We start from the raw sequence: 24,345 nt of genomic DNA, 5'->3' as shown, positions 1-24,345 counted from the left end.
CAAATTTAATAATCGATTAATTAGGATAACATCTAGGAGGTAGGCGCTAATGCCTTCCTCCTGTAATGTTATTTTTTCTTACTAATTGCTGGATTGATCATGAGGTACTGTGACGGTCACAGATTCAACCGTTTTGTTCCCCGCTTTATCGGTAGCTGTATACGTGATGGTATAGATGCGTGATTTTTCGGCTCGTAAGCTAAAGGAAGTGGCCGCTGTGCCGAAATTGGCCTGGATGTCGCTTTGACCGCTATCTAGTTGATTGCTGGTGATGGACGTTAATACCACGGATTCAACGCCCGATGTAGCATCACTAGAATTCAGCGTGGTATTGATCGTAACCATTTTATGATTCGCTGGCCAAATCGACGTCTTATCCAACTGGACGGAAAGCGCTGAAGCTGTCTTGTCAACTTTAAATTCGACGGTTTTGAGTTGTTCTACATTGCCTGCCTGATCCTTGCTGCGGTATCCGAGCTTATAAGTTCCGTCACCGAAAGCTGGAATGGAGCCGGTGTATATGATCCATTGACCGTCATTCACTTGGTATTCCGTTGTTACGGAGCCTCCATAAACACTGGCGCTTACGGATAAGCTTACGGTCACATCCGTTGTGTACCAGCTGTTCTTGCCGTTAGGCGCAGCCGGACTTAACGTTGCGGTGGTTACAGGAGCTATCTTATGAATGTTGCTTACCGTAATGCCGGTTACATTCGATACATTTCCTACTGCATTAATTCCTCTTGCATACACGGTGTCATTGTCAGAAACAACCACTGGAGCGGTGTATGATGTCCACGCGCCGCTTACTCCCACTTTATATTCCATCAACGAAGCGTCTGCCGGGTAGCTGATCATTACGGTGACGCCTTGGTTGGTCGGCGCTGTTGTATCTACAGCCAAGGTTGCATCGATAGGTGCTATGTGATCGATATTGCTGACCGTGCAGTTCGTCTCATTCGACACATTGCCCGCAGCATCCGTTCCTCTTGCATATACCGTGCTGTTTTCGGAGATAACCACTGGAGCGCCGTATGCCGTCCATGCGCCGTTATCTCCTACCTTGTACTCCATTACCGCTGCGTCGTCCGGATAGCTAATTGTTACAATAACGTCCCTATTGGTTGGCGCTGTAACGTCAGCTGATAACGTTGCGTCAGCTGGAGGCGTCTTGTCGATGTTGCTGACCGTATAGCTGGTCACATTCGATACGTTGCCTGCTGCGTCCTTGCTCTGTGCATACACGGTATCGTTGGCGGATACAACCACCGGTTTGGTGTACGCTGTCCATGTGCCGTTACCGCCTACTTTGTATTCCTTCACCGTCGCATCGGACGGATAGCTGATTGTAACGGTAACGTCCCTATTGGTTGGTGCTGTAATGTCTGCAGACAACACGGCGTCGACCGGAGGAACCCCCTTTAATACGTTAAGTACGAACGTCCTTGTGTCCGAAACAGTACCTTTGGTGATCGTTGCTGATAGCCTTACAGTCGCATCAGATTCGGACGATAACGGGCGGGTTACCTTACCGTTCGCGTCGATGACAGATGTAGTGTCACTGCTCCAAGTAATTATTGTCCCGTTCGCACCGCTCGTTATCAAATGAATGTTTTTCGTTACACCTACTTCGCTGTCTCCCTCCTCGAAGCCGATTGCAAGATTCGCTTTATCCAATGCTACGTCCATCTGGTCGGATTCAATCTTAATCGATGTTGATCCTTGTACGCCACTGCCGTCAGTAGCCGCTGCGACTACTTTTACTGTACCTCCTCTTATTGCCGTTAGTAATCCATTGGCATTTATAGTTGCTTTATCCGTTGCTGTGATACCATCAGCCTCGAAGACGTTCCATGTTACTCTGCTGTTTGAATCTGAAGGGAGTACGTTGGCCTGCATTTGCAGCGTACCATTCACGGAGAGCGTGATTGCACCACCTGCGCCATTTACTGAGATCGATGTAACGGATGATACCGCTTTCGGAGCTGCACTGGCTTCCGTTGAGAACGAGCTGTCTCCTGCGGTGTTGCTTGCTTTAACAGCGAAATAATAAATCGTGGCGTTAGTCAGACCCGTTACCGTGTAATTGGTGGTCGACCCGCTTACCGTCGCTATTGCAGTCGAATCATATGTGCCGGAGGTTGTTCCTCGATAGACCTTATAGTTATCGGCTCCCGTAATACCGTTCCAGCTTAAAGTCACCTGGCCGTCCCCCGCTGTCGCCGTCAATCCTGTTGGCGCTGTGGGTGCTCCAATCACCTCAAAATCATCACCATTGGCATAACCGGTGCCAGTTCCATTCCGCCACAGGTAAATGGCCGCACTGGTATTGCTCGCCCCAGTGGTAAACGTAACCGTATACTGCTGAAATGTTGTTCCTGTAATATTCACATTCTTCTCCGTGCCGCCATACCCCTTGACGCCTAGAAATACCGGATTGCTTGAATTACTAACTTTCACCCGTGCCTTAAGCACATAAGTTGTATTGGGGCTTAATCCTGTGAGAGATTGTTCGGCAGACGCATTAGCATTGACCTGAGCGCTGTAAGCTCCGGAATACTGATTACTGTTTACGACAGACCATGTACCAAAACCAATCCATCCTGTTTTGTCACCTGTCTCAAATCCGGAATTTACAACTTTACTGCTCCCTGAAATCGCTCGCGGAGCTGCACTGGCTTCCGTTGAAAACGAGCTGTCGCCTACCGTGTTGCTTGCCTTAACAGCGAAATAATAAATCGTGGCGTTAGTCAGACCCGTTACTGTGTAATTGGTAGTCGACCCGCTTACTGTCGCAATTGCAGTAGCATCATACGTGCCGGATGATGTTCCTCGATAAACCTTATAGGTATCGGCTCCCGTAACACCGTTCCAGCTTAAAGTCACCTGGCCGTCCCCCGCTGTCGCCGTCAATCCTGTTGGCGCTGTGGGTACTTCAACTTGCGTAGTACTTTTAAATACATTAATCTCTGCAGCTGATGCCCATGAGGTTGGGCTAGCAGTAGCTTCAAGTTTTACATACGATGCGCTTGTTGTTGGAAAAGTTACCGTCTTCAGACTACTATCATATGACCATGTCCCGCTCCCAGCAGATGTAAAGGTTGTGCCGTCAGTACTTACATACACTTTATATCCCGTAATAATTCCACCAGTACCCGACTGTCTTGGTAGATAAGTTAACTTGTTAATGTTGTAAGTTCCACCGAGATTTAAAGTGATGGATTGCGGAAGAGCATCAGAACCATTCCATTTTGTATGCCAAATTGTCGATGTGTCACCATCTATGGCCTTGGATGCTGCATCATTTTCCTGAACCGTTTCCTGACTGGAAGCTGTTGCAGTCATTTGAGACTGTTCAATCCTATTAGGGTCAGGAAGCTCCGAAGACCTGACTTTTCTAAGGCCAATATCATCTCCATAAACAGCACCAGAACCTGTTGAATTTTTCAACATATAAATAGTTGCACTTGTATTACTTGCACCTGTTGTAAATTGAATTTGTACATGTCTCCAACCATTGCTGGTATTGGTTACTACAGAGTGACGATCAGAAGCGCCGTAATTCTTTACTCCCAGCCATGCTTCTTCACCTGTTGCAACCTTAGCCCATCCTGAGAATTCATATACCGTATTGGCTTGCAATCCTGTTACAACCTGCTCTATCCCATTTTGTCCTGAGCCAAATAAAGCGGAGCCATCTGCAGTTCTAGTAGTTGCAAATTGATCTCCAAGAGAAAGCATCGGGGCAAAATGATAAGTGACGTTACTGTTTCCTGTCAAGGTCCATCCTTCAAGATCGGCTTCAAAGCCGTAGTTGAGGGATCGGTTACTGAATTCCGGAAAAGAATGTGCAAATATAGGGTTTGGTGGGTTTGTAAAATTATGACCGGCAGTTCCAAAAGCAGACTGGTTATAACCTGTCGTTACATTGCCAGCTATGAAAGCGCTAATAGATGAAGCACCATTTTGTAATGATACGCCTCCCTCAGATATATTATTTGTAACCTCATCGTTGTACTTATAATCTCCAGTGTTTACTATAATCTTTGGCTTCGCCTGATTATTATAGATTTGAACATTATCAGCACGTCCGCCAACGTAGTAGCTGGTTGCAGCATTCCATACCGTATTGTGATGTATTAGAAAATTATGAGTATTAGAATCAATGTAAATCCCCAGCTCACAACCATTACAATGCTGACTGTCCATGTCATGAATCCAGTTATTCCTTATCTCCGTACTGCCTCCATCTACACGGGCAAAATATACACCACCAAGATCATAGCTTAATATCCCAGTGCGCGACATATCGTTAAATTCAATAATAGAATCTGAGAATTTCTCCCCTCCAATAATACTTCTACCGGTGTTGTAGAACGTATTATATGAGACTAAGTGTTGTTTCCCGCCTGCCAATGAAACACTTGCGTTATAAGTCCCAAGATAGTCGGTTTCATGAATTAAATTATTGATAACATTGTTATTATTTCCTCTTATGACAACGCCATTTCCTGAGCTGTATGCAATTTGGCTGTCTCTTATAGTGTTGTAGCTTCCAGATAAATCAATCCCTGTATCGTCATATGAATACGCAGTTTGAAGACCAATAGTGTGAGACAGATATTGTGCGTTAATCCCTTTAATTGTATTAAAGCTTGCATTTTTTGTTGTTATGGAAGCGCCAATTATGTTGACACCCTCTATATTAATATAGGAACGTCCGGTAAGATCTACCGCGTATTTTCTTTGTTTCGCCTCTACAATTAATGTATTTGGATCAACCCCGCCAGGCGCCCAAAGATACAGTGTTGCAGTATTTTTGTCATAATACCATTCTCTTTGTCTATCAAGCTCCCCTTTTACTCCAGAAATCATATACTTCACGCCAGCACTTGGATTCGTATATTGATCTGACCAAGGAAGTTTATTGAAATTTATTGTCGACCCACTGGAACTGGTAACTTTCGCTGATTGAGTGGACCACCATCCTTTTACGATTACAGTAGCTCCAGCCCAGTAGTTGGCAGGCTTGTTGATGGCAGAATGCGTAATTGAAGTAGCATTGCCGCTGTTCATTGACGCGAACCCAACATCAAAAATATTTGAATCGTTTGTCCAATTTGGGTACTGAGCCAAACGCATCATTTCACCGCTTACAAATACCTGGTTATCGTCTCCTAGATCCCAGTTCATCGGCGCCTTGTAGATGCTTCCCGAATCCAGTGTCCAGCCTGTGACAGGTGCACTGCCGCTGATTGTTACCGTCTCACCCGGATATGCCTTATAAGTAATTGGATTGCCGGATGTACCATCGGTTTGCGGAGTAATGGTTTCGTTATAAGTCCCACCGCGCAGGATCACCGTGTCTCCCGCTACCATGAGATTTGATGCTTTCTGTATGGTCTTAAAAGGACTGCTAATCGTTCCGGGATTAGAATCGCTACCTGTTGTGGAGACATAATATTGCGCCGGAGGCTGTGCGGAGTCCGTGTAAGTGATAGTAGTTGCCGCATGCGCCATTCCTGTCGGAAATAGGCTTGGAATACCGGTAAAAGAAATGCAGGCTGCCATCATGACACTTATTAAAGCTTTCTTCTTGAGTCTGCCCACCTTGAAAGTGTTGATTATTATCTTCATAGCTCTCCCCACTTTTCAATTGATTTAGTCAATCATTGATATGACGCGACTTTCCAATCGTGATTTTTCGGCGGCAAAGGCGATCAAATGACTTGGTACAGAGACGCGTGCGCCCGAAAGTCCTGCCTCGTCACCATCGCTTCGCAATAGAGGAACAAAATCACTCAACAGTGTCAATCTATCGGCATTCTCCTTCATGTAGAAGTCCTTTAAATGTACCCCAATCATAAGTTGGATTCATCACATTTGGAAACAAACAAAAATAAGAAAAAACTACCATTTCCAAGAAATGAATCACTCCAAAATTTGAAAAATCTCTAAAAAGTGATTCTTTAATGAGATTTGGTTGAGATTCTTGCCAGTATCACTACCTTAATGGGCAAAAGAAAGAGCACCATCGAATGATGATGCTTGTTACTTGGTGTTGGAATTCAAAGTAAGTGGCACTATTCACGATATGACTTCATAATTTTAGATCTTATCCAAGATTGATTGGCAGGAGCTCCATGCAAATAATGTATTCAGACATGTTTCCATCTAAATGATAGCTCTTAAGAATAAACAACCCTACTGCAGCCACGAAGGAAGTCCACCGAAATCCCACTCTGCACAAGCTTAAATGGCTTCAATAACAATAGCGGCAGACTCAATAGAGGTTGAAGATGCTCTTAAAATAATCTCTCCTTTCCCTATAGCTGCTTGAATAATGACCAAGCAATGTCCGTTAAACGCCCATCTGCGAGTCGCTTTATCGGGCTCATGACTGCTCGGGTTTCCATTACCAACGCCGAGAATCTTACCCGGACCTTCAATCGTGAACAGGATTTCATTGTCCGCGGTCGGTACAATTATACCCGCGTGATCCACGATGGATACTTTAACCATCGCTACATCAGTGTCATTGGCATTAAGCGTTATTTTATCCGATTTCAACGTAATAATGGATGGATGACCTGCGGTAACCATAACCTTTCTTACGATCTCCTTATCAGCAGTTTTTCCTATAGCTATTAGTTCTCCAGGGGAATATTTGACTTTCCACTCCATACGCGAGTTCCGGTCAACAACCTGTTCACCCAAACTCTGACCGTTAAGAACCAACTCCATGGTCTCGCAATTACTGTACGTCCATACATTAATCTCTTGCCCTACTTTATCCAACCAATTCCAGTGGGGCATCACATGCACCATCGGCTCATCCGTCCAGGCCGCTTTATAGTAAAAGTAAGCATCCTTTGGAAATCCGCAGCTATCCATGATCCCGAAATGCGATCCAATACATGGCCATTGATGAGGTGTCGGTTCTCCTCTGTAATCAAAACCCGTCCAAACGAATATACCGGTCAAATGAGGATGCTTTACGATATCTTGCCATGATTTTTCATGCGAACAGGACCACTCTGGAATCTGATCTCCATAGGATGAACAATACCCCATCACAGTATCATTTTCATAAATTCCGCGAGTGGTCGTACAACTGGTGCTCTCACTGCCAATCATGATCCGATCTGGAAATTGCTCGTGATCGTGAATATATTGATCCTCTCTTTGGCCATAGTTATATCCGGTAATATCTACGGAATTGCTGTAACCGCCGTCATTCCAGCCGTGATTCATGCAAGCAATGGTTGGACGAGTAGGATCGATGACATGCGTAATTCGTGACAAAGTATCCAACATGCGCGAACCCATGATGGTACCTTCCAATATTTCCTCGTTCTCCATGCTCCACATAATAATGGAAGGGTGATTTCGATCACGATAGAGAATCTCTTTCAGGTCTGCAATCCCATCCGGAGATATATCTAGCTTCCTGTTCTCGTCCATCACGAGCATTCCGAGTCTATCGCATAGATCCAGAAGCTCCGGTGACGGAGCATGGTGAGCACACCTGTAGGCATTACATCCCATTTCTTTGAGAAGTTTGATTTTATATTCCGTTACTTGATCGGGTAGAGCAACACCAACACCTGCAAAATCCTGATGATTGCATGTTCCTTTTATCAAATACGGCTTGCCGTTTAGATAGAAGCCATTATCTGCAGTAAATTGTAATGCTCTTACACCTAGTGGTGTCTTATATATATCAATTATTTGATTTTCGTTAGCATCATAGATTTCTGTAACCACTTCATATAGATAAGGCTGCTCTGGTGACCAAAGATTAGGTGCCATCAATGCCATTACCATTTCAACCTCGGTATCTCTGTCTCCTTCGATTGTTATCTTATTTGAAAAGGAAGCAACAACTTGCTTTGTTCTGTCCATAATTGAAGTCTTGAGTATACCACTCATCGTTTGAGCGTATTCGTTATATATCGTAGTTTTGATGTTGACCTGGGCTTCATCTTCTCTTACAACCGGTGTGGTCACATACGTTCCGTGCCTGCCAACATGAAGTCTATCCGTCTTAATCAGCCACACGTGGCGATAAATACCACATCCTTCATACCACCAACCTTCATAATCACTGGCATCCACTTTGACGAAAATGACATTTTGTCCCTCTTCTCCATAGCGCGCAATATCAGTAATGTCATAACAGAAGCCTGTATAGCCGCTTTGGTGAGTTCCCATTAGATGTCCATTTACCCATACTGTACTGTTTCGCATTACGCCATCGAATTCGATTATGATCTTTTTCCCTAAATCTCCCGCAGGAATCTCAAACACTTTACGGTAACAGCCAATCCCAACCGGGAGATATCCGTGACTCTTATGGTGCTTAACCATATCTCCGTCATAAACGTAATTTCCTTCCACACACCAGTCATGTGGAAGATTGACTGTCTTCCAATCCCGCTCATCTAAGGCAGCCTGCTCTCTTTCATCAAAATAGGCAATCTTCAGCCATTCCCCTTCAGCAATCTGCTCGCAGTCGGTTAATCCCCCTGTCATACCTCCTTTAACAGCATGCCTAACAGGCAAATCGCCTAAATGAAAGAGCCAATCGGAGTCAAAGCTTTGTACCGTTCTTGGCGTTGTCTTCATCGTTATCCCTCGCTTCGCAGATCATTGATATAGTCTGTCATGTGCCCCAGATCTAGTTTGTGTGATAGTTCCTTCGCTTGATGCCATTAATATACACTGTTCGCTCCCCACAAATAAACTGACAAAAGTGTAGATTTCCCTGCGATTTAGCGAATAATGGAGCTATCAATTTTACGATTTTCTAACAAATCACAAAAAAATGCGGATAACCGGATGCAACTTGCGCCCGGTTATCCGCTTGATTCCTTCATTCAACCTATCCATGAGGCCAAAATTTACATAGTAAACAATTTCTTTTACTTCGATTCGAATTTATTACATTATTTATCATTCATGTCGTGAGGAACCGTAACGGTTGATGAAGCAGAAATTTTATTACCTGCACGATCAAAAGCCGTATAGGTGATCGTGTATATGCGTCCATTCCCTTTGCCAGATCTTTCGGCACGAAGCAAAAATTTAGTATCCAAAGTGCCTAACTCTGCACCTTGAATGTCGTTTGACGTTTGACCATCACCTAATCCATTATCCGACTCGTTGCTTATTATGGATGTAAGAACGACAGATTCGATACCGGAAAGACTATCTTCGGAATACACAGACGCACTTACCGTAATCATTTGGTGGTTTGCCGGCCACAAAATAGTTTTATCCAAAACTACATGAAGTGTTGGGGCCGTCTTATCCAATTGCACGACTGCTGTATGCGGCGTTTCAACATTGCCTGCCTTGTCAACGCTCCAATAAGAGATGGTGTGACTGCCTTCTTCTTTAATGGTAACGGAAGTACCTTTTTGCTCAGTACCGCCGTCGACCGTGTAGAAGGTATCAGCTACCCCTGAAAAATTATCAGTTGCATTAAGCGTTATTGTAACTGGAGTTCGATACCACTCACCGAGCTTTGTTCCATCCAGCTTTGCGACAGTTACAGGAGGAACGTTTAAATTAATCTCGGCTGCGTTACTGTAGCCCGACTCGCCCGCAGTGTTAACAGCAGTCACTTGATAAACATATACCATATCCGGATTCAAGTTGAGATCTGTAAATGTCGCAGCAAGCACTTCAGCATCGTTTACCTTCTCAAAGATTCCGCCCTTGGAATCAGCACGGTAAATGTTATATCTCTCTGCCCCAGGCACTGCCGACCAGTTCAGCGTAACATCAGTGGTCGCATTTGCCGCTGCTGTTAATCCCGTCGGTGCATCAGGAACTTGAATTGCAGCCAAAACAGTCACATTAATGCTTGTTGTCAGTGCCACGTTGTTCGGATTCGCAACCCCGTCAGGCAGGGTTACCGTTCCGCTAACCGTAAACGTCTGTCCTGTCTGTGCGGACGGATCATAGCTTGAAGCATGTACATCCCATGTCACACTAGCATTCACACTGCCCGCATCGGTAACCAGTTCTACTGTAGCAGGCAATCCAAGAGCTTCTGCCGTCTTGGCTGCTCCGTTTTCTAACTCTGTGATTGCTGCGGGTGTTGTTATGCTTACAAGGGTTTTTGATTCTGAGACAACAACATGTTGCAGTATTGTAGCACTACGTCCGTTAACATTAGCTACAGCTAAAATTGTTCCTGCTTTTGAATATAAAGAAGGATCAAGATCAAGATAAGTAATCGGTAATGTTGTGCTTCCGGTCACACCATTTTCTATCGTTTGTGCCGAAACTGATGTTGGTAATACAGGTGCTACCTTACTCCTTGTTGATATAGGTGATAAAGAGTCTATTGATGTTACACCGTTAATATTGACTGGGATGCTAGCTTTGCCGTACATTCCCACCAATGAGCCATTTACAGTGTATGTTCCCGGAGTATTAAGAACATAATTGTTCATCATATCCCACTTAACAGGAATTTGTTGGGTATTGCTGCCATCAAATGTCACAGCAACCGTTGCCGGAAGTGTTGGCGGTGTGCCGGCCGTTGTTGATACCGGTGAAAATGTGTTTATTGTTGCAGTTGTATAGGGCTTGTAAATGCCAACAGTATAGTTAATGGTTGCGCCGTCACTTGATTTCTGAGCGATTGTAAGCGTGTTCGGACCGTATATTAAAGGCAGTGTTTGGGGCGTTGTCGTATCCCCGAAATCGCTCGTAATATCTGTGCCGTTCAGTAAAATGGAGTATGTTGCGCCATTTTCTGAAGAAGGCTTAATAAGTGTGACCTGCGCTGTTGTATCGGTTATTGACGCCTGATATGATGTATAACTAGGGTTGAAATTTCCGTTGAGTGTTGCGTTACCAAGTTTGAGATTCGCGTCGTACACCATATTCGGTGGATTTGTCTTTATGCTAATATCGTCTAAGCATAAGTTAAACTTTGCGTTGCTGCCATCCCAAGGAATAAAACCAAAGAAGCCGCTTGTATATGTTGAGTCCTGCCCTGTAATCGTGGTAGTTCCGTCAAGTGTTGCGGTTATGGTACCTTCACCTACAGTGATGGACAAGGTATGCCAACTGCCACTACCAGTGACGGCATTGAATAGGCCAGCAGGCAAATTAGCTTTTGTCGATCCAGGAATTATTGTGTTGGTATGGGTAGCATCAGAATTTTGATCAGCACGGTATAATTCCATTTTATTAGTACTTTTATTAAAAGCAACATTGTATCCGGCCGGTTGGTATGTCATTTTATTTGCGTAAGTACCGGATTTGATGATCGGCTGAGTATAAATAAAGAAACGTAAAGGGTGTGCAGTGTCTGTATAATCGCTTGCAAGTGTAAATTTAGACGTAAGGGTGTAATTGCTCCAATTATTCGTAGAAACATAATATTGCGAAGACTCATTATTTACTTGCATAATTTTATCGCTACCGTTTGTCGGATCCTTCTTCGGGTTTGCTACAACTTTTAAATTAGGATTAGATCCCCAGAAAGTTGTAAAACCATTAATGTTATATGCTGCAGTCTGTCCGTTATTCGTACTTGCAATTTCAGTTACCGGCATACTGCCGTTTTCAAAATTCCAGTTGATTAACGAAGCAGGTACTGCCGGTGGCGTATAGGATGGTATTGAGGCTGGATGTGATTGAACAGGCTGCACTGCCGGAGCGTCCACACCGCCGTAAACATCAATATCATCATAATATGACATACCCGTGTTCGTACCAGGAGCGCCAGTGCTGTTGTAATTTCCCATGCCAATATAATTGAATGATGCTCTATTGAGGGTTGTTACAAACTGACCATCAATAGAAAGATTGACTTGGCCAGGAGTCGAGTAGTCAAACTTAAACTGATGCCAACCAAAACTACGTGGTATCGTCGTTAACTTTTCAGTAGTACCTTCAAGATAACTGAAATAGTCCTTGCTAGTATGACCGTTAATTCCTAACCCGACTTGGTTAGCAGAAGTATGGTCATCAACCCTCATGAAAGATTGAACCATAACATCCGAATTGTTCAAGCCTTCGTTGTAGTCATGATTGGCATAATCACGACGTTTATCAAAGAACCAGCCAGTTACGATTTTGTTTAAGTTGTTGCTGAATGTTCTGCTTAATGCAACGCCGCTTGAATTTCCTGCAGCGCCGCCGTTGATGAAGAGAGAGTATTGACCGTTAAACGGACCTTCGGCTGTATAAGCGGTGGAAATAACAGGATTGCCTTTTTCAATAGACCATTTTGTTGAGTCAATCTTTCCGCTCTCAAAGTCATCCGAAAAATAGCTATCCGATTGCAATTTCGGCGAGGTCGGATTATACAATTCGGAAGTGAACGGAAACTCTTGACGGTTGATGCCGATACGGGCATAATCCATCTTCGAGTTGTCAAACGTATAATATAGGCTCGGATTATAAGCTGACGATGGATAATCGCTGTTTATGTTATCCACATAAAACTTGTCATTATTTTGTGTGGGTTCGACACGTAAATTAGCGCTTTGATTGTTAATGCCTTCAATATTAGAAAGATGCGTACCCGAAGCGCCCATTGCCAAGTCCAAACCATGAACCGTATTCATATCGCGAACGTCGGGAGCACTACCGATATCCGAAGTTACAATTTGATTAAAGAAATTGGCCTTTAAGTCACCGTATGGCTGACCTGTTGCTGGATTGGTAACTTTTGTCGGGTCGTTTGTGCCGTAAAATTTATTCACATCACTGCCTTTGAAAAGGGCTCCAATGAATATGGCGCTATCCTCAGCTGTATCTTGTTCAGCATCATGCACATAGATATATTCAAAATGGTTGCCGTAGTTATAAACGTCTGTCACAGGGTTAAAATTAGGACTAGCACTAGGCATAGTCTGTGCCTGGCCGACAAACGAAATCGCACGTCGTGGAGCATAGTAAATTTCGAGATTCTTAAAATTGCTAAAACCTGTATTCATAACTTGCAATCCAGCACCAAAAGCATCGCTTTGTCCAACATGGTGAATGGACAGATTATAGAAGGTATGGTTGTTGTTGTATTTTCCAACGCCCGGATAACCGCCATCCGTATTAATGCCGCCCATGCCGGTGTTATCTATAACAAGATTTTGGAAAGTATTGTATGCGTTATCACGCCAAACGATGATTCCAAACATCCCCATATTGGTAATGCGGCTGTTTTGAATCGTGATATGGTTGGTATTGATCAATGTAAACCCGCCATGCATATATGCCGGACGAACAGCATAGTCAGAATAATATGGCTGTGTGCTACCCGCTGCCTCTGGCGGTGGGTATGGAATTGCCGTACCGCCAGCATACCAGGTTTCACCGTAGCTCCACCCATCTACGATATAATTACTTGATTCTGTACATTCGAGAGTAAATCCGTCAAAAGTGATGTTACTAACTTGTTTTGCAGGATCCGGTGTTTTGCCCCAATCCGAAATTGCGGATTTATCAGTTCCCTGCAAATGAATAATTTCGTTCGTTGTCGGAACCACAACATTCAAGTTGTTCATACCATCGACGCCTGCAACATTATCAGTGTCTGTCGGATAGTAATAAAGCCAACCTGTCTGTTTATCATAGTAATACTCACCGGGTGAATCCAAAAAAGAAATGTTCCCTTGCAAGAAATAGCGTGCGTTGGAATTAATGTTATATTTTGTGATATACAGTTCAGGATGCGCAGAATCGTACGGTGAATACAATTTATTATTCGTTGTGTCGATCCTGCTAATAGGAAGAATGTTAGACTCGAAAGCGCTTCCTCCGGCGTCAAAGACGAAAAGTTGAGCAATTTCTGACCGACCGCTTGCCTGAGCATCTTTCAGAGCCTTTATTTGAGCCGGAGTTAGGTCACCCGCTTTGTAACCCATATCTTTGTTTGAACCGCTTGTTGAAAATAAATATGGGGCATTAGACGCTTGGAATTTAGGATCCTCCACCTTATTGGGCGTACGAGCCATGATGGCTTTTTGGAAGCCAATATAAAGTTGGTTAAAGTTATATTTTGCGGGATCAAGTTGAACTTTATAAACTTTGCCCACCGCAGATGATGGCAATTCACTTAAATAATCCGTACCCACCGCATCGGAAGCCATTGTCTGCATCCAACCGCCTGAAATAGGGTCGCCGCCAATTAAATGCGCGCTTCCGGGAGCTCCGAGGTTTCTATAATAAACCTGGTGCCCATTAAAACCTGAATCCTGTTCATCGAAGTTCAACCGGTCATGGATGTAATAATTGCCCGGTGCAATAAAAACATAAATGTCGCCAGTCATATTTCGATTGAATTGACGAACAGTTTGTTGGGCTTTTGCAATGGTCAGAAACGGCTGCTCATAAGTCCCATCATTATTGTCGCTACCTGTTGTAGATACAAAAAACTCTTTATAAATTATATTTCCTGCCGCGTTAGCGCTTACATTTGGAATAGCGCCACAGAAAGAGTACATAATCAATGTGAAATATAAAAATACACGTAATATTTTTCTAGGAGTACACTTACTCATTTCCTCGTCCCCTCACATAATTAAGTATTTTTTCGAAAACTCGCAGGGCCTTCTATTTTAGTAGAACCACCTTTCTCCGTCATTTGGATTGAGGCGGTTCTACACAAATTACTTGCCGTTTGCTGCTTTCCAATCATTGATTTGTTTCTGAGCATCGTCCGTTAACTTGTCTAATCCTGCTTTCTTCATGCGATCCACATACTTAGGAATACTCGTTTCTGGATCTACAGTACCTGTCATTAGAGCAGGGATCATTTCTCCCATAATTGCATTTACTTGTGCATATTCTTGTTTTAGGGAATCTGGATTGTACAAAAATCCTAGTAATGGTGAAGTGGCCGATGTATCATTCAATTGTTTGAGTTGATCGAGCGTGACCGGTGACCCTTTGCTCGCATAATCATTAAACATGTTTCCAAACTCCCAGTTCGTGCCCGGAGCATAGCCACTATCTGCAATAGCTTCCATTGTATTGTCATCAACCTTCTTATAGTGCTTGCCTTCGATCCCATCGGACAATAACCGATACAATTGTTTGTCGCTGTAAAGCAAATCAAGCAACATCATCGCTCTCTCTGGATTTTTACTCGTTTTAGAAATTGCTGTCATTGTTGCAATGACTCCGCCTGTATTTATATAACTAGGAACACTATCGACAACTACAGCAGGATATCCTTGTTCAGCAGTTGCTGTTTCGCTGGCACCAGGACCGCCGCCGCGTGCCCATACCGCATACTTGCCGGATTTTGCCTCGGCTTTGTAATCTTTTAATGAGACTGCATCTTTTCGAATGTAGCCCTTCTGATACCAGTCTCTATAAACCTTCATCAAATCCATAAACTCCTTGCTCTCCACTCCGTCAAACACTTTCATGTTCTTGTCGTTAACGTTAATCATTAGCGGAAACAAGCTATTTCCTTGCACGGCATCTATTGTAAATCCTGTTTCCATATTGAACAATTCAGGGAATCCGGTCACGGCAGGCAAATAACCTGTCGTACCTGGCTCACCGCTTTTCACCTTCTCCAGGAATGGAGTTAAATCGCTCGGCTTTTTGACGCTCTTTACATCAAAATTATATTTCTCTACAAGTCCTTTATTAAAAGCTAGTCCACGAGATATGTAGTAAGTTTGATAGTTCAGTGAACCATAAATTTTGCCGCTTACCTTTGTTGCATCCCAATATTTTGCCGGAACTTGCTTCAAAATATCTTGACCATACTTCTTAAGCAGATCGTCCAACGGCACATAAGCTCCAGCCAAAACATTGGCCGCATAGTTATTTGCCCATGAAGACGTAAATGCCAAATCATAATTCTCATTTGTAGAAGTGATGACTTTCATTTTATCATCGTATGCCCCCCAGTCGATGACATTAAGCTTTAATGTGGCATTGATTTTTTCCTTCAGTATTTTGTTTATTTCTTCCATAACTGCAGGTTGATCTTTTTGTGGAGTGCCGACTGTGTACCAAGTCAACTCAACCGGTTTTAATGCAGCTGGTGAAGCAGACGCTCCCGCAGATGCAGAAGACGTTGGTGATGCACTTGCCGTTTCATTTGTTGACTTAGCTGCATTGGATCCGCATGCGCTGAGAAGCAAAGATGCCCCAATAACCAAGGTCGTACAAAGTGAAAGCTTCTTTTTCATCATTTCTTAAACCCTCCTGTTGTTTTATATTGAGACTGCTTTCGCAGTAACAATCAAGTTACGTGGCCTATCCTTTTACCGAACCAATAGTAATACCTTTTTCAAAGTACTTCTGGAAGAACGGGAAAACAAATAGCATCGGACCTGCAGCTAAAACAGCCATTGCCATTCTTGCCGATAAATCCGGCAATGACACTTTGTTAATCATCCATGGTGGAACAAAAGCACTTTTCAGAAAATCCATGTTAGACTGAATTTTAAATAGCATATATTGTAAAGAAATTATTTCAGTATTGTTTTGAATAAACATTAAGCTTAAGTAGTAGTCATTCCAGTACGTAAGCAGGTAGAACAATCCAACCGTAGCTAGGCCTGGCTTGGCTATCGGAAGAACAATTTTAAAAAATATTCCGAGCTCGCTTGCTCCATCGATTTTTGCAGATTCAATAATCGCGGATGAAATGTTCGTGAAAAATCCTTTCATAAGCATAACAAACCATGCACTGACCAAATACGGAAGAATTAAGGCGAATATAGAATCCTTCATGTGCAATTGATTAACCACGAGGATATACCAAGGAATCAAACCGCCGTTAATCAGCATTGTGAAAAACACATAAAACGAAGTTTTATTGGCATACGCATAATCTTTCCTAGATATTGCAAAAGCCAGCATTGAGGTAAATAACAGTCCAATTACTGTACCCACAATCGAAACGAATATTGTAACAATATACGACGTAAATAGTTGACCTGGGTTTTGAAAAATAAATCGATAGGCTGCCAAATCAATATGCTTTGGAATAAACGAATATCCGTTTTTTAGAATATCCATATCACTAGATATCGAAATTGAAAATACAAGTATGATCGGCGCAATACATACAATGGAAACAACCGCCATCACAATATGAATCATCGTATTGAAAAGACTAACTCGCACCCGTTCTCCCCCCTTTAAAATAATGCGTTTTCTCTGTCATATTTTTTAATAATCCAGTTAGAAACAATAACAAGGATAAACCCGACAAAGGACTGGTAAGCGCTCGCTGCAGAAGACATCCCAAAATCACCAACACCTTTTAATGAACGGTAGACGTAAGTATCAATAACGTCAGTTGTTGAATACAGCAAGGATGAATCACGAGTCAAATTATAGAAAAGATCAAAGTTTCCGTAAAATATTTTTCCAATTTGGAGTAAAAGCAACATCGTGATCATCGGCTTTAACATCGGAATTGATATATTCTTAATCTTTTGCAGCTTGCTTGCTCCATCAATGTCAGCTGCATCGAATAGTTCGCTATCGATTCCTAATAATCCCGTGTAATAAATAATCGTGAAATAACCTATGTTCTTCCATGTATTGGCACTTACAAGCAATGACGGCCAATAGGAAGGTTCGTTATACCATAAGACCGGACTAATATGCATTTTTTGCAGCAACATATTAATAAATCCATGCTCCATATCAAGAAAAGCGAGAAACACATAACTTACGACCACCCAAGATAAAAAGAAAGGGAAAAACATGATTGTTTGATATAACTTAACAAACTTGCGCGACATTTCATACAACATCAAAGCAAACATGATAGAGAGCACTAGTAACACAACAATAAATAGTGCATTGAGAAGTACTGTATTTCGGGTAATACGTAAAGCATCTTCACTCGAAAAAAGAAAATGGAAGTTTTTAAAGCCTACCCACGGGCTTTTCCAAAAACCTAAATCGTATCGGTAATCTTTAAATGGAAGCACCAGACCATATAAAGGGATGTAACAAAAAACGAATAAAAATAACATGCCAGGAACTGTCAAAAGAAACAATTCATAGTTTTTGCGGAATGTGCGCAATGCCTTCATTTTATCCTCCTACCTTCTACATTGTGTGATTATTTCTTCATTGCTGATGCCATTACTATATACTGTTCGCTCCCCACGAATAAACTGGCAAAAGTGTAGATTTCCCTGCGATTTAGCGAATAATGGGGCTATCAATTTTACGATTTTCTAACAAATCACAAAAAATGCGGATAACCGGATGCATATTGCACCCGGTTATCCGCTTGTTTTCATTATTAATTCTCTTTTATCGCTTGCATGAGAACATACTCCTTAGGTGAACTCCCGAACTTCTTTTTGAACAATCGATAGAAGCTCGTTTCATTTGGAATCCCGACCTTCTCCATGACCTGTGACACAGTCAATTGGGATGTCTCTAACAATTCTTTAGCGCTTAGGATTCGCACATCGTTAATATAGGATGCTACCGACATTCCCATTTGACCCTTAAATATTTGTCCTGCGTAGGCCGGTGACATTTTGTACATCGAACCTAATTTTTGGAGCGAAAGATCGGGTTCAGAATAATTTTTTTCAATCGTATCTTTGATGGCTTGAACAATAGCAATATGTTTCTGATGACTTTGATATTTCTCCGTGCTTATCAACCGACGAAGCAAGCTCTTCATTTCATCGTATATCTCATCAATGGTTTCTAGCGTCATAACGCTACCGTAAATCTCATTAAAATCGATTACAGGTTGGTTGATGTTGGGTTCGTTAATTTCAAACACGGTCGCCATTATTGTTCTTATTAATTGCATAATCGAAAAAGGAATGTGGCTGCCAGATTGCTGGGATATTTCTTTTAGAATAGCAAATATCATATCCTCGGCAGCGTTTACGTTTAAAGACTTCATTTCGTCAACTAGCTTTTTTTCCAGATTAACCGAGTAGTGGAGTTCCTTTATTTGATTTTGCTCCTCGATCATATCCAAAGTGATAATTGAACTTTTACCGAATACATACCGATAGTTTGCATTGTTTAGAGCAACGTTATAGCTTTGGGATAAATGATTAACTTTGTCTACAGCAATTCCTATAGATATAGATAACGACAAGCCTAAATATTTAGAGATATTACCCTGTAATTCCAATAAGCAATCATAGAGACCCTGATAAATCTCATCTTTATCTTGAACTTCCGAATGAATGATAATCGTGAAATGATCCCTTTTCATATCCAATGATTCAGTGGTAAACGCTTTTGATATAGTCTCGGATGTAATATTGATAATAGAATATTTAAAAAGTTCGATATCTTTAGCCGTATTATTTTCTTTAAAAAACTGATAATTATCGATTTTCATAACACAAACGATAAACGTTCCATCTGAACTTAACATAAGCTGACTATGTTCCTTTAAGCTAAGCAATTCTTTTTCTTGCATAGCCACACTGTCAATCAAAAGGTTTCTAAGGTAATAATTTTTCAATTGATTTACATTCTCGTGCTCTTTGCTCTGGGCAGTTTGAACGAGTTCAACAATTCTTGTGTACGTTTGGTTTAGGAAGCCAATCTCATCATGATGAATTGTAGAGTTGTTTTCATTTGAACCAAATCTTCCAGAACTCATCCTCTGCACTAAATTGCCAATCGGCCTATAGATCTGTTTTGATAACGCGAACGAAATAAGTATACTTAGTGCGAGGAAAATTAAAGTCATAATAAGAATACTTAATTGTATCTTATTCATGTATCTTAATACGTCTGAGAGGGGTTGAGTTTTTATTAAAACCCAATCCGCGCCTTCAATGTACATATAGGTGATAAAATAATTTTCTCCAAGTATCTTATTAATCATATACCCGTATTGTTGGCCCTGTTTAATATTCTCCTCGATTTTGCTCACAAATAGTTGTTTCACAGGCTCCTTCAGACTTTTTGTGTTCAAATCGCTGTTCATAACCTGTCGTTTATCGCTTAGTAAAAATAAGTCCCCTTTCGTATCCGTAGCATTAATGGTTTTGATATTGTTAATAACCAAATCCGCATTCACATTTACAAACACAGCCCCGTCATATACCCCATTCACGCTCGAAGACTTATACATTGCATAAGTAAATACCTCTGTTGATTTACCATCCATTTTCATTTCCCTCGAAATAGGCTGCAAAATAGGAAGGGTCTTATAGGAATTTAAAGTATCCTTCAGTTCTTCATCTTGATAAAACATGCCATTGTAGGTCGATAGAAAAGTTTTAGCCTCATTATTATATAGATAGATAGAATGAATAAGTGGATTATTGTTAATGACGGAAGTAGTCATTTTATTCAAAGTAAGATTCAAATCAAAAATGTTACTGTCTGTCTCTTTGACATGCAATAAATAATCCACATCTGCGCTAAAATATATGGAGGAAATCAAATGTCTGACAGTCTCATTCATATATGTAATATTATATTTCATTTGATAAAGCATTTGTTTATTCAATTCGTAGTTGTTTTCTACGACATTTTTTCTAACGTTATAATAAATAGTAGCCGAAAAACCGATTACAAGAAAACAGATAGCTGCCGTTATCCATAGGTAAATGCCGTTAAAAAACTTCTTCTTTTGAAATGATTTCAATTTCACAGGAATACCACCACACCCAAAGTTGTAATTTCGATCTATTATAATGCTATTCTGATGATATCGACAAGGTATATAGACGAAGATTCCTCAAGTTCCCTTGAGAAACTCCAATTAATCTACAAAATTCAGTAAAAAAACAAAAACTTATTTTATGAATTGCATTAAAAATCCCGATGTATCAAGGCTTTGAGCCACATCGGGACTGTCTTAGTTGTGACAAATCTACGTTCCAAATCGATGACAAAATAAATTACAAACGGTGACAAACTGAATTACAACTCACACAAGGCAGGAATTATTGTTTGATTAAACCAACCGCTGCCGTGAAGCCTCAAACAGCAGCACCGTCGCAGCCATCGCGACGTTCAGCGATTCCGCTTTGCCCTGCATCGGAATAATCACTTGCACATCCGACTGTGCAGCGACCTCCGGCGACACGCCCTTGGCTTCGTTACCGAGGATCAGCCACGTCGGCTGCCGCAGGTCCGTGTCGTAACACGAGCGCTGCGCCTGCAGGCTCGTGGTCACAAGCCGCACGCCGCGCTCACGCGCACGCGGCAGCAGCGCAAGCAGATCTGCCTCCACAATCGGCAGATGATACATCGATCCCATCGTTGAGCGGATCGTCTTGGGATTGTACAGATCGACCGTGCCGCGGCCGAGCACAACAGCCTTGGCCCCGACAGCATCCGCGCTGCGGATGATCGTGCCAAGATTGCCCGGGTCCTGAACGCCGTCCAGGACAACTACAAGATCATGCTCGCCGGCGAGCAGCTCGTCCATGCCAAGCTGAGGCCGAGCCACAACGGCCAAAACCCCCTGCGGCGTCTGCGTATCTGAGCATTTTTCCAGCACAGCCTGGCTGACGCCGACCCATTCCACAGATGGGGAGACCTGCTCAGCTAACCCAGCAGGAACCCCTTTTTCCAAGCTATAAATAATGGTCTCCACCGGAGCTCCCGCACGCAATGCTTCCTCAACCAGATGGTAACCCTCAATGATATATTTCCCTTGTTTGTCCCTGCCCTTGCGTTCTAAAAGCTGCGCCCATTCTTTGACTCTGGCATTCTGAACAGACATAATTTCCGTATGTGCACTTGTCATTTATCTTTACCTACTCTGCGAAAGTCACTTCAAAAGTTTGAAGATCTGAATTTTTTCCTACAATAACCAGAATATCGTCCATTCTAAGCGGCTCTTCCGCACTCGGCGGAATAATGAGCTGTTCATTTTGTTTGATCGCAATGACATTGCAGCCATATTTAGCCCGGATATCCAACTGTTTGAGGCTTTTACCAATCATTTGTTTGGAAACCTTAATCTCAACGATACTGTAATCGGCAGATAGTTCTATGTAATCGATAATATTAGATGAGATCAGATGATGCGCCACACGCTGTCCCATATCTCTTTCCGGATAAACGACTTTGTCTGCGCCAATTTTTTTTAACACTTTTCCATGCAGATCATTTACAGCTTTCACTACAGTCGTAGGTATGCCCATTTCTTTGAGGATTAATGTAGTCAGAATACTCGCTTGAATATCCTCTCCAATAGCCACAACCACAACGTCAAAATTTCGAATACCTAGAGCTCGCAGCGCTTCTTCATCCGTAGAATCTGCTTGAACGGCATGTGTGACGAAAGCTGAAACCTCTTGAACCGTCTCTTCACGATGATCAATAGCAAGGACCTCAAACCCTAATTGTGACAATGTTTTAGCGACGCTAGACCCGAATCTTCCCATTCCAATAATCGCAAATTGCTTTCTCACTGTTGGCGTGTCCTCCAAATTCCTAAGATGATTATAATTATAACATACTCACGGGCCGCAACTCACTATGCATGGATAGGTGGCGAAGTATGGAAGGATGAACCGCTTGAAACTTGCGCATATTAATATCGATAACGAAATGGAAGCGAGGTCCACGAATGAACATCACCTTAAGACAGGCCATCGTCCAGCGAGTCCAGAATAAATCGAATAATGAGCTTCAGGAAGTTATTGAGGATTCCATCGGCGGAGAAGAAAGGGTTTTGCCCGGACTTGGTGTGCTTTTCGAAATCATATGGCAGCATAGTGAAGCAGATATTCAAAACCAACTTGTAGAAACACTCAAAGATCATCTCGAATGACTCTACAACATCTAGCTGGCTAGGGGGTTGCCTGTGGCATTCCCTTAGCTGGTTTTATCCTAATCTGGGAACTTACAGGCAGCAGGAAATCTCCCTTGAAGACGGCTATTCGCAGTGCCACTCAGAAATGAATCCCAATCTGTTCTTAGTATGTTTAAAATATCATGAAACGTCTCAAATGGATAATAGACCGTTCCTTCCTCTTTCAAATATCTAGCAAGACTCGCTCGCGCAAAAATCCAATCGGCAAAGCCGGAGCCATAATAGTCACTGCTGCCATCACCAATGTAAATGACAAGCCATCCTTCCTCTTTTAGCTGCTTAACAACACTTGCCTTGCAGCACCCGCACCATTTACATACTGGATTCGTATTCTGGACCCCGAACTGAAATTGACCCTCCTCCAAATAGGTAATCGGATTCCCGATAATTCGGTCCACTTTCACCTGGTGACGACCTAAAATTTGCTCAATATAATAAAGCATCCCATCACTTAAAACCGTAACGGGCACATCTTTCTGCTGGCAAAAATCAATGAACTCCCTCGCACCATCCCGTAAATGAACACTCTCAATCAACTTATCAACCTGCTCCTGACGATCTGCTAGCATGGGGTATGCGGCTTCAATCCAAGCCAAAGAACCGACCTTTTTCTCTCGAAAAAGTCTTGAGGCTTCAATTACCTGCGGTTCATCTAGCACATCCAATCCTTCCATCAACACATCGCCAACATCCTGCTCCATCAATGTTCCGTCAAAGTCTGTCACGACAGCAATTTTTTGCATGGCCTGTTTGTCCCCCCTTTTAAACTCAGAATCCGATAATCATTGTTTTCTATATAACAACAAAAAAACCTGCCCAAAGGACAGGTTCCTACGCTAACTATTCTACTTTCATCACTTCTACTTATAACTTGGCCCATTCTAAACCGCAAAAAGCATCAATTGGAGACTCACCACGAAATGGCTGCTTGCCAACCATACATCTAACAATTTCCTTCTGTACCGCCAAAGTAGCGTTATATGCATTAATCATCGTAGGCATAGACGGGAGTTCATAAAGCGTGTACGGATTTCATCTACGCTATTTTTAATGAGCAGATTACCAAAGGTGTTACCGCAGGTGCAGTCAAGGGTTGATGTTCTAAATGTAAAACAGCAAGCTAGCATTTGTGTCCAACAAAATTAAGCGCCTCACCGATAATCGGATGAGGCGCTTTGCGCTCATTGCGCTGCCGACCTATCTCTCAAAAAAGTTGCCTCTATATTGGGGTTATTCTCATACCCCGAAACTTTTACCACCTTGCCAACACAAAAAAGGGGCTGTCCCAAATGTATCTACTTGGGACAGCCCCTTAAGGTCATTGACCTTCTGGGACATTCGAATCGGTATTCAAAAGAAGTTCATACTTCCATTGGATTTTTCCAATAGAATCTCTGATCTTCAGGTTTCGAAATTCGTGCTTCTATTGGAGTAACTCAGACTGTCGAGAAAAGCGTTTTCATAGACCGCCTGTTCCTCCAATATGGACAGATGGCTAAATAAATAGCATTTTTACGTTGAAAAATGGAGACACCGAGCGCGCCCTTCTGCTTCGCCAGATGCCT

The 24,345-nt window shown here is 42.4% G+C and carries 13 protein-coding genes; 1 reads left to right on the top strand and 12 read right to left on the bottom strand.

Annotated elements, in window-relative coordinates:
• Positions 1–81: 81 nt before the first annotated feature.
• The 10 genes from GC098_RS08220 to GC098_RS08175 all read right to left on the bottom strand — a co-directional run bounded on the left by GC098_RS08220 (position 82) and on the right by GC098_RS08175 (position 22,376).
• Positions 82–5,637 carry an OmpL47-type beta-barrel domain-containing protein gene (locus tag GC098_RS08220; RefSeq protein ID WP_171642726.1) on the bottom strand — a complete coding sequence of 1,852 codons (5,556 nt, stop codon included), beginning with the start codon at positions 5,635–5,637 and terminating at the stop codon, positions 82–84.
• A gap of 24 nt (positions 5,638–5,661) precedes the next feature.
• The gene (locus tag GC098_RS08215) at positions 5,662–5,835 is read right to left on the bottom strand and encodes a hypothetical protein (protein ID WP_171642724.1); all 174 of its coding nucleotides are present in this window, start codon (positions 5,833–5,835) and stop codon (positions 5,662–5,664) included.
• A gap of 417 nt (positions 5,836–6,252) precedes the next feature.
• Positions 6,253–8,628, bottom strand: a complete 2,376-nt coding sequence (gene galA, locus GC098_RS08210) for a beta-galactosidase GalA (RefSeq protein WP_171642722.1) — start codon at positions 8,626–8,628, stop codon at positions 6,253–6,255.
• A 320-nt stretch (positions 8,629–8,948) separates the two neighbouring features.
• Positions 8,949–14,528 carry an OmpL47-type beta-barrel domain-containing protein gene (locus tag GC098_RS08205; protein ID WP_171642720.1) on the bottom strand — a complete coding sequence of 1,860 codons (5,580 nt, stop codon included), beginning with the start codon at positions 14,526–14,528 and terminating at the stop codon, positions 8,949–8,951.
• 108 nt (positions 14,529–14,636) lie between these two features.
• Positions 14,637–16,181, bottom strand: coding sequence for an ABC transporter substrate-binding protein (locus GC098_RS08200; protein ID WP_171642718.1), 1,545 nt, complete (start codon positions 16,179–16,181; stop codon positions 14,637–14,639).
• Between the two features lie 64 nt (positions 16,182–16,245).
• Positions 16,246–17,121 carry a carbohydrate ABC transporter permease gene (locus GC098_RS08195; RefSeq protein WP_312880017.1) on the bottom strand — a complete coding sequence of 292 codons (876 nt, stop codon included), beginning with the start codon at positions 17,119–17,121 and terminating at the stop codon, positions 16,246–16,248.
• Between the two features lie 14 nt (positions 17,122–17,135).
• A complete protein-coding gene (locus tag GC098_RS08190; RefSeq protein WP_171642716.1) occupies positions 17,136–18,044 on the bottom strand; it encodes an ABC transporter permease in 909 nt (302 codons plus the stop codon).
• Positions 18,045–18,259: 215 nt separating this feature from the next.
• Complete coding sequence (locus GC098_RS08185) at positions 18,260–20,602, bottom strand: AraC family transcriptional regulator (protein WP_171642714.1); 2,343 nt, start codon at positions 20,600–20,602, stop codon at positions 18,260–18,262.
• Between the two features lie 306 nt (positions 20,603–20,908).
• On the bottom strand, positions 20,909–21,682 hold the full coding sequence (locus GC098_RS08180) for a TrmH family RNA methyltransferase (RefSeq protein WP_246358497.1): 774 nt from the start codon (positions 21,680–21,682) through the stop codon (positions 20,909–20,911).
• Between the two features lie 34 nt (positions 21,683–21,716).
• Complete coding sequence (locus tag GC098_RS08175) at positions 21,717–22,376, bottom strand: potassium channel family protein (RefSeq protein ID WP_171642710.1); 660 nt, start codon at positions 22,374–22,376, stop codon at positions 21,717–21,719.
• A 158-nt stretch (positions 22,377–22,534) separates the two neighbouring features.
• Between GC098_RS08175 and sspI the strand changes: the two genes are divergently transcribed.
• Positions 22,535–22,738, top strand: a complete 204-nt coding sequence (sspI, locus tag GC098_RS08170) for a small acid-soluble spore protein SspI (RefSeq protein ID WP_171642708.1) — start codon at positions 22,535–22,537, stop codon at positions 22,736–22,738.
• A gap of 59 nt (positions 22,739–22,797) precedes the next feature.
• Here the strand turns inward: sspI and GC098_RS08165 are convergent, their stop codons facing one another.
• Both GC098_RS08165 and GC098_RS08160 read right to left on the bottom strand, forming a co-directional pair.
• Positions 22,798–23,523: an MtnX-like HAD-IB family phosphatase gene (locus tag GC098_RS08165; RefSeq protein WP_171642706.1), complete on the bottom strand. Its 726-nt coding sequence runs from the start codon at positions 23,521–23,523 to the stop codon at positions 22,798–22,800.
• A 121-nt stretch (positions 23,524–23,644) separates the two neighbouring features.
• Positions 23,645–23,782, bottom strand: a complete 138-nt coding sequence (locus GC098_RS08160; RefSeq protein ID WP_171642703.1) for a hypothetical protein — start codon at positions 23,780–23,782, stop codon at positions 23,645–23,647.
• Positions 23,783–24,345: the final 563 nt, after the last annotated feature.

Source organism: Paenibacillus phytorum, from assembly GCF_013141715.1.
Classification (GTDB): Bacteria; Bacillota; Bacilli; order Paenibacillales; family NBRC-103111; genus Paenibacillus_E; species Paenibacillus_E phytorum.
This window is presented reverse-complemented; position numbering and strand designations above follow the sequence as displayed.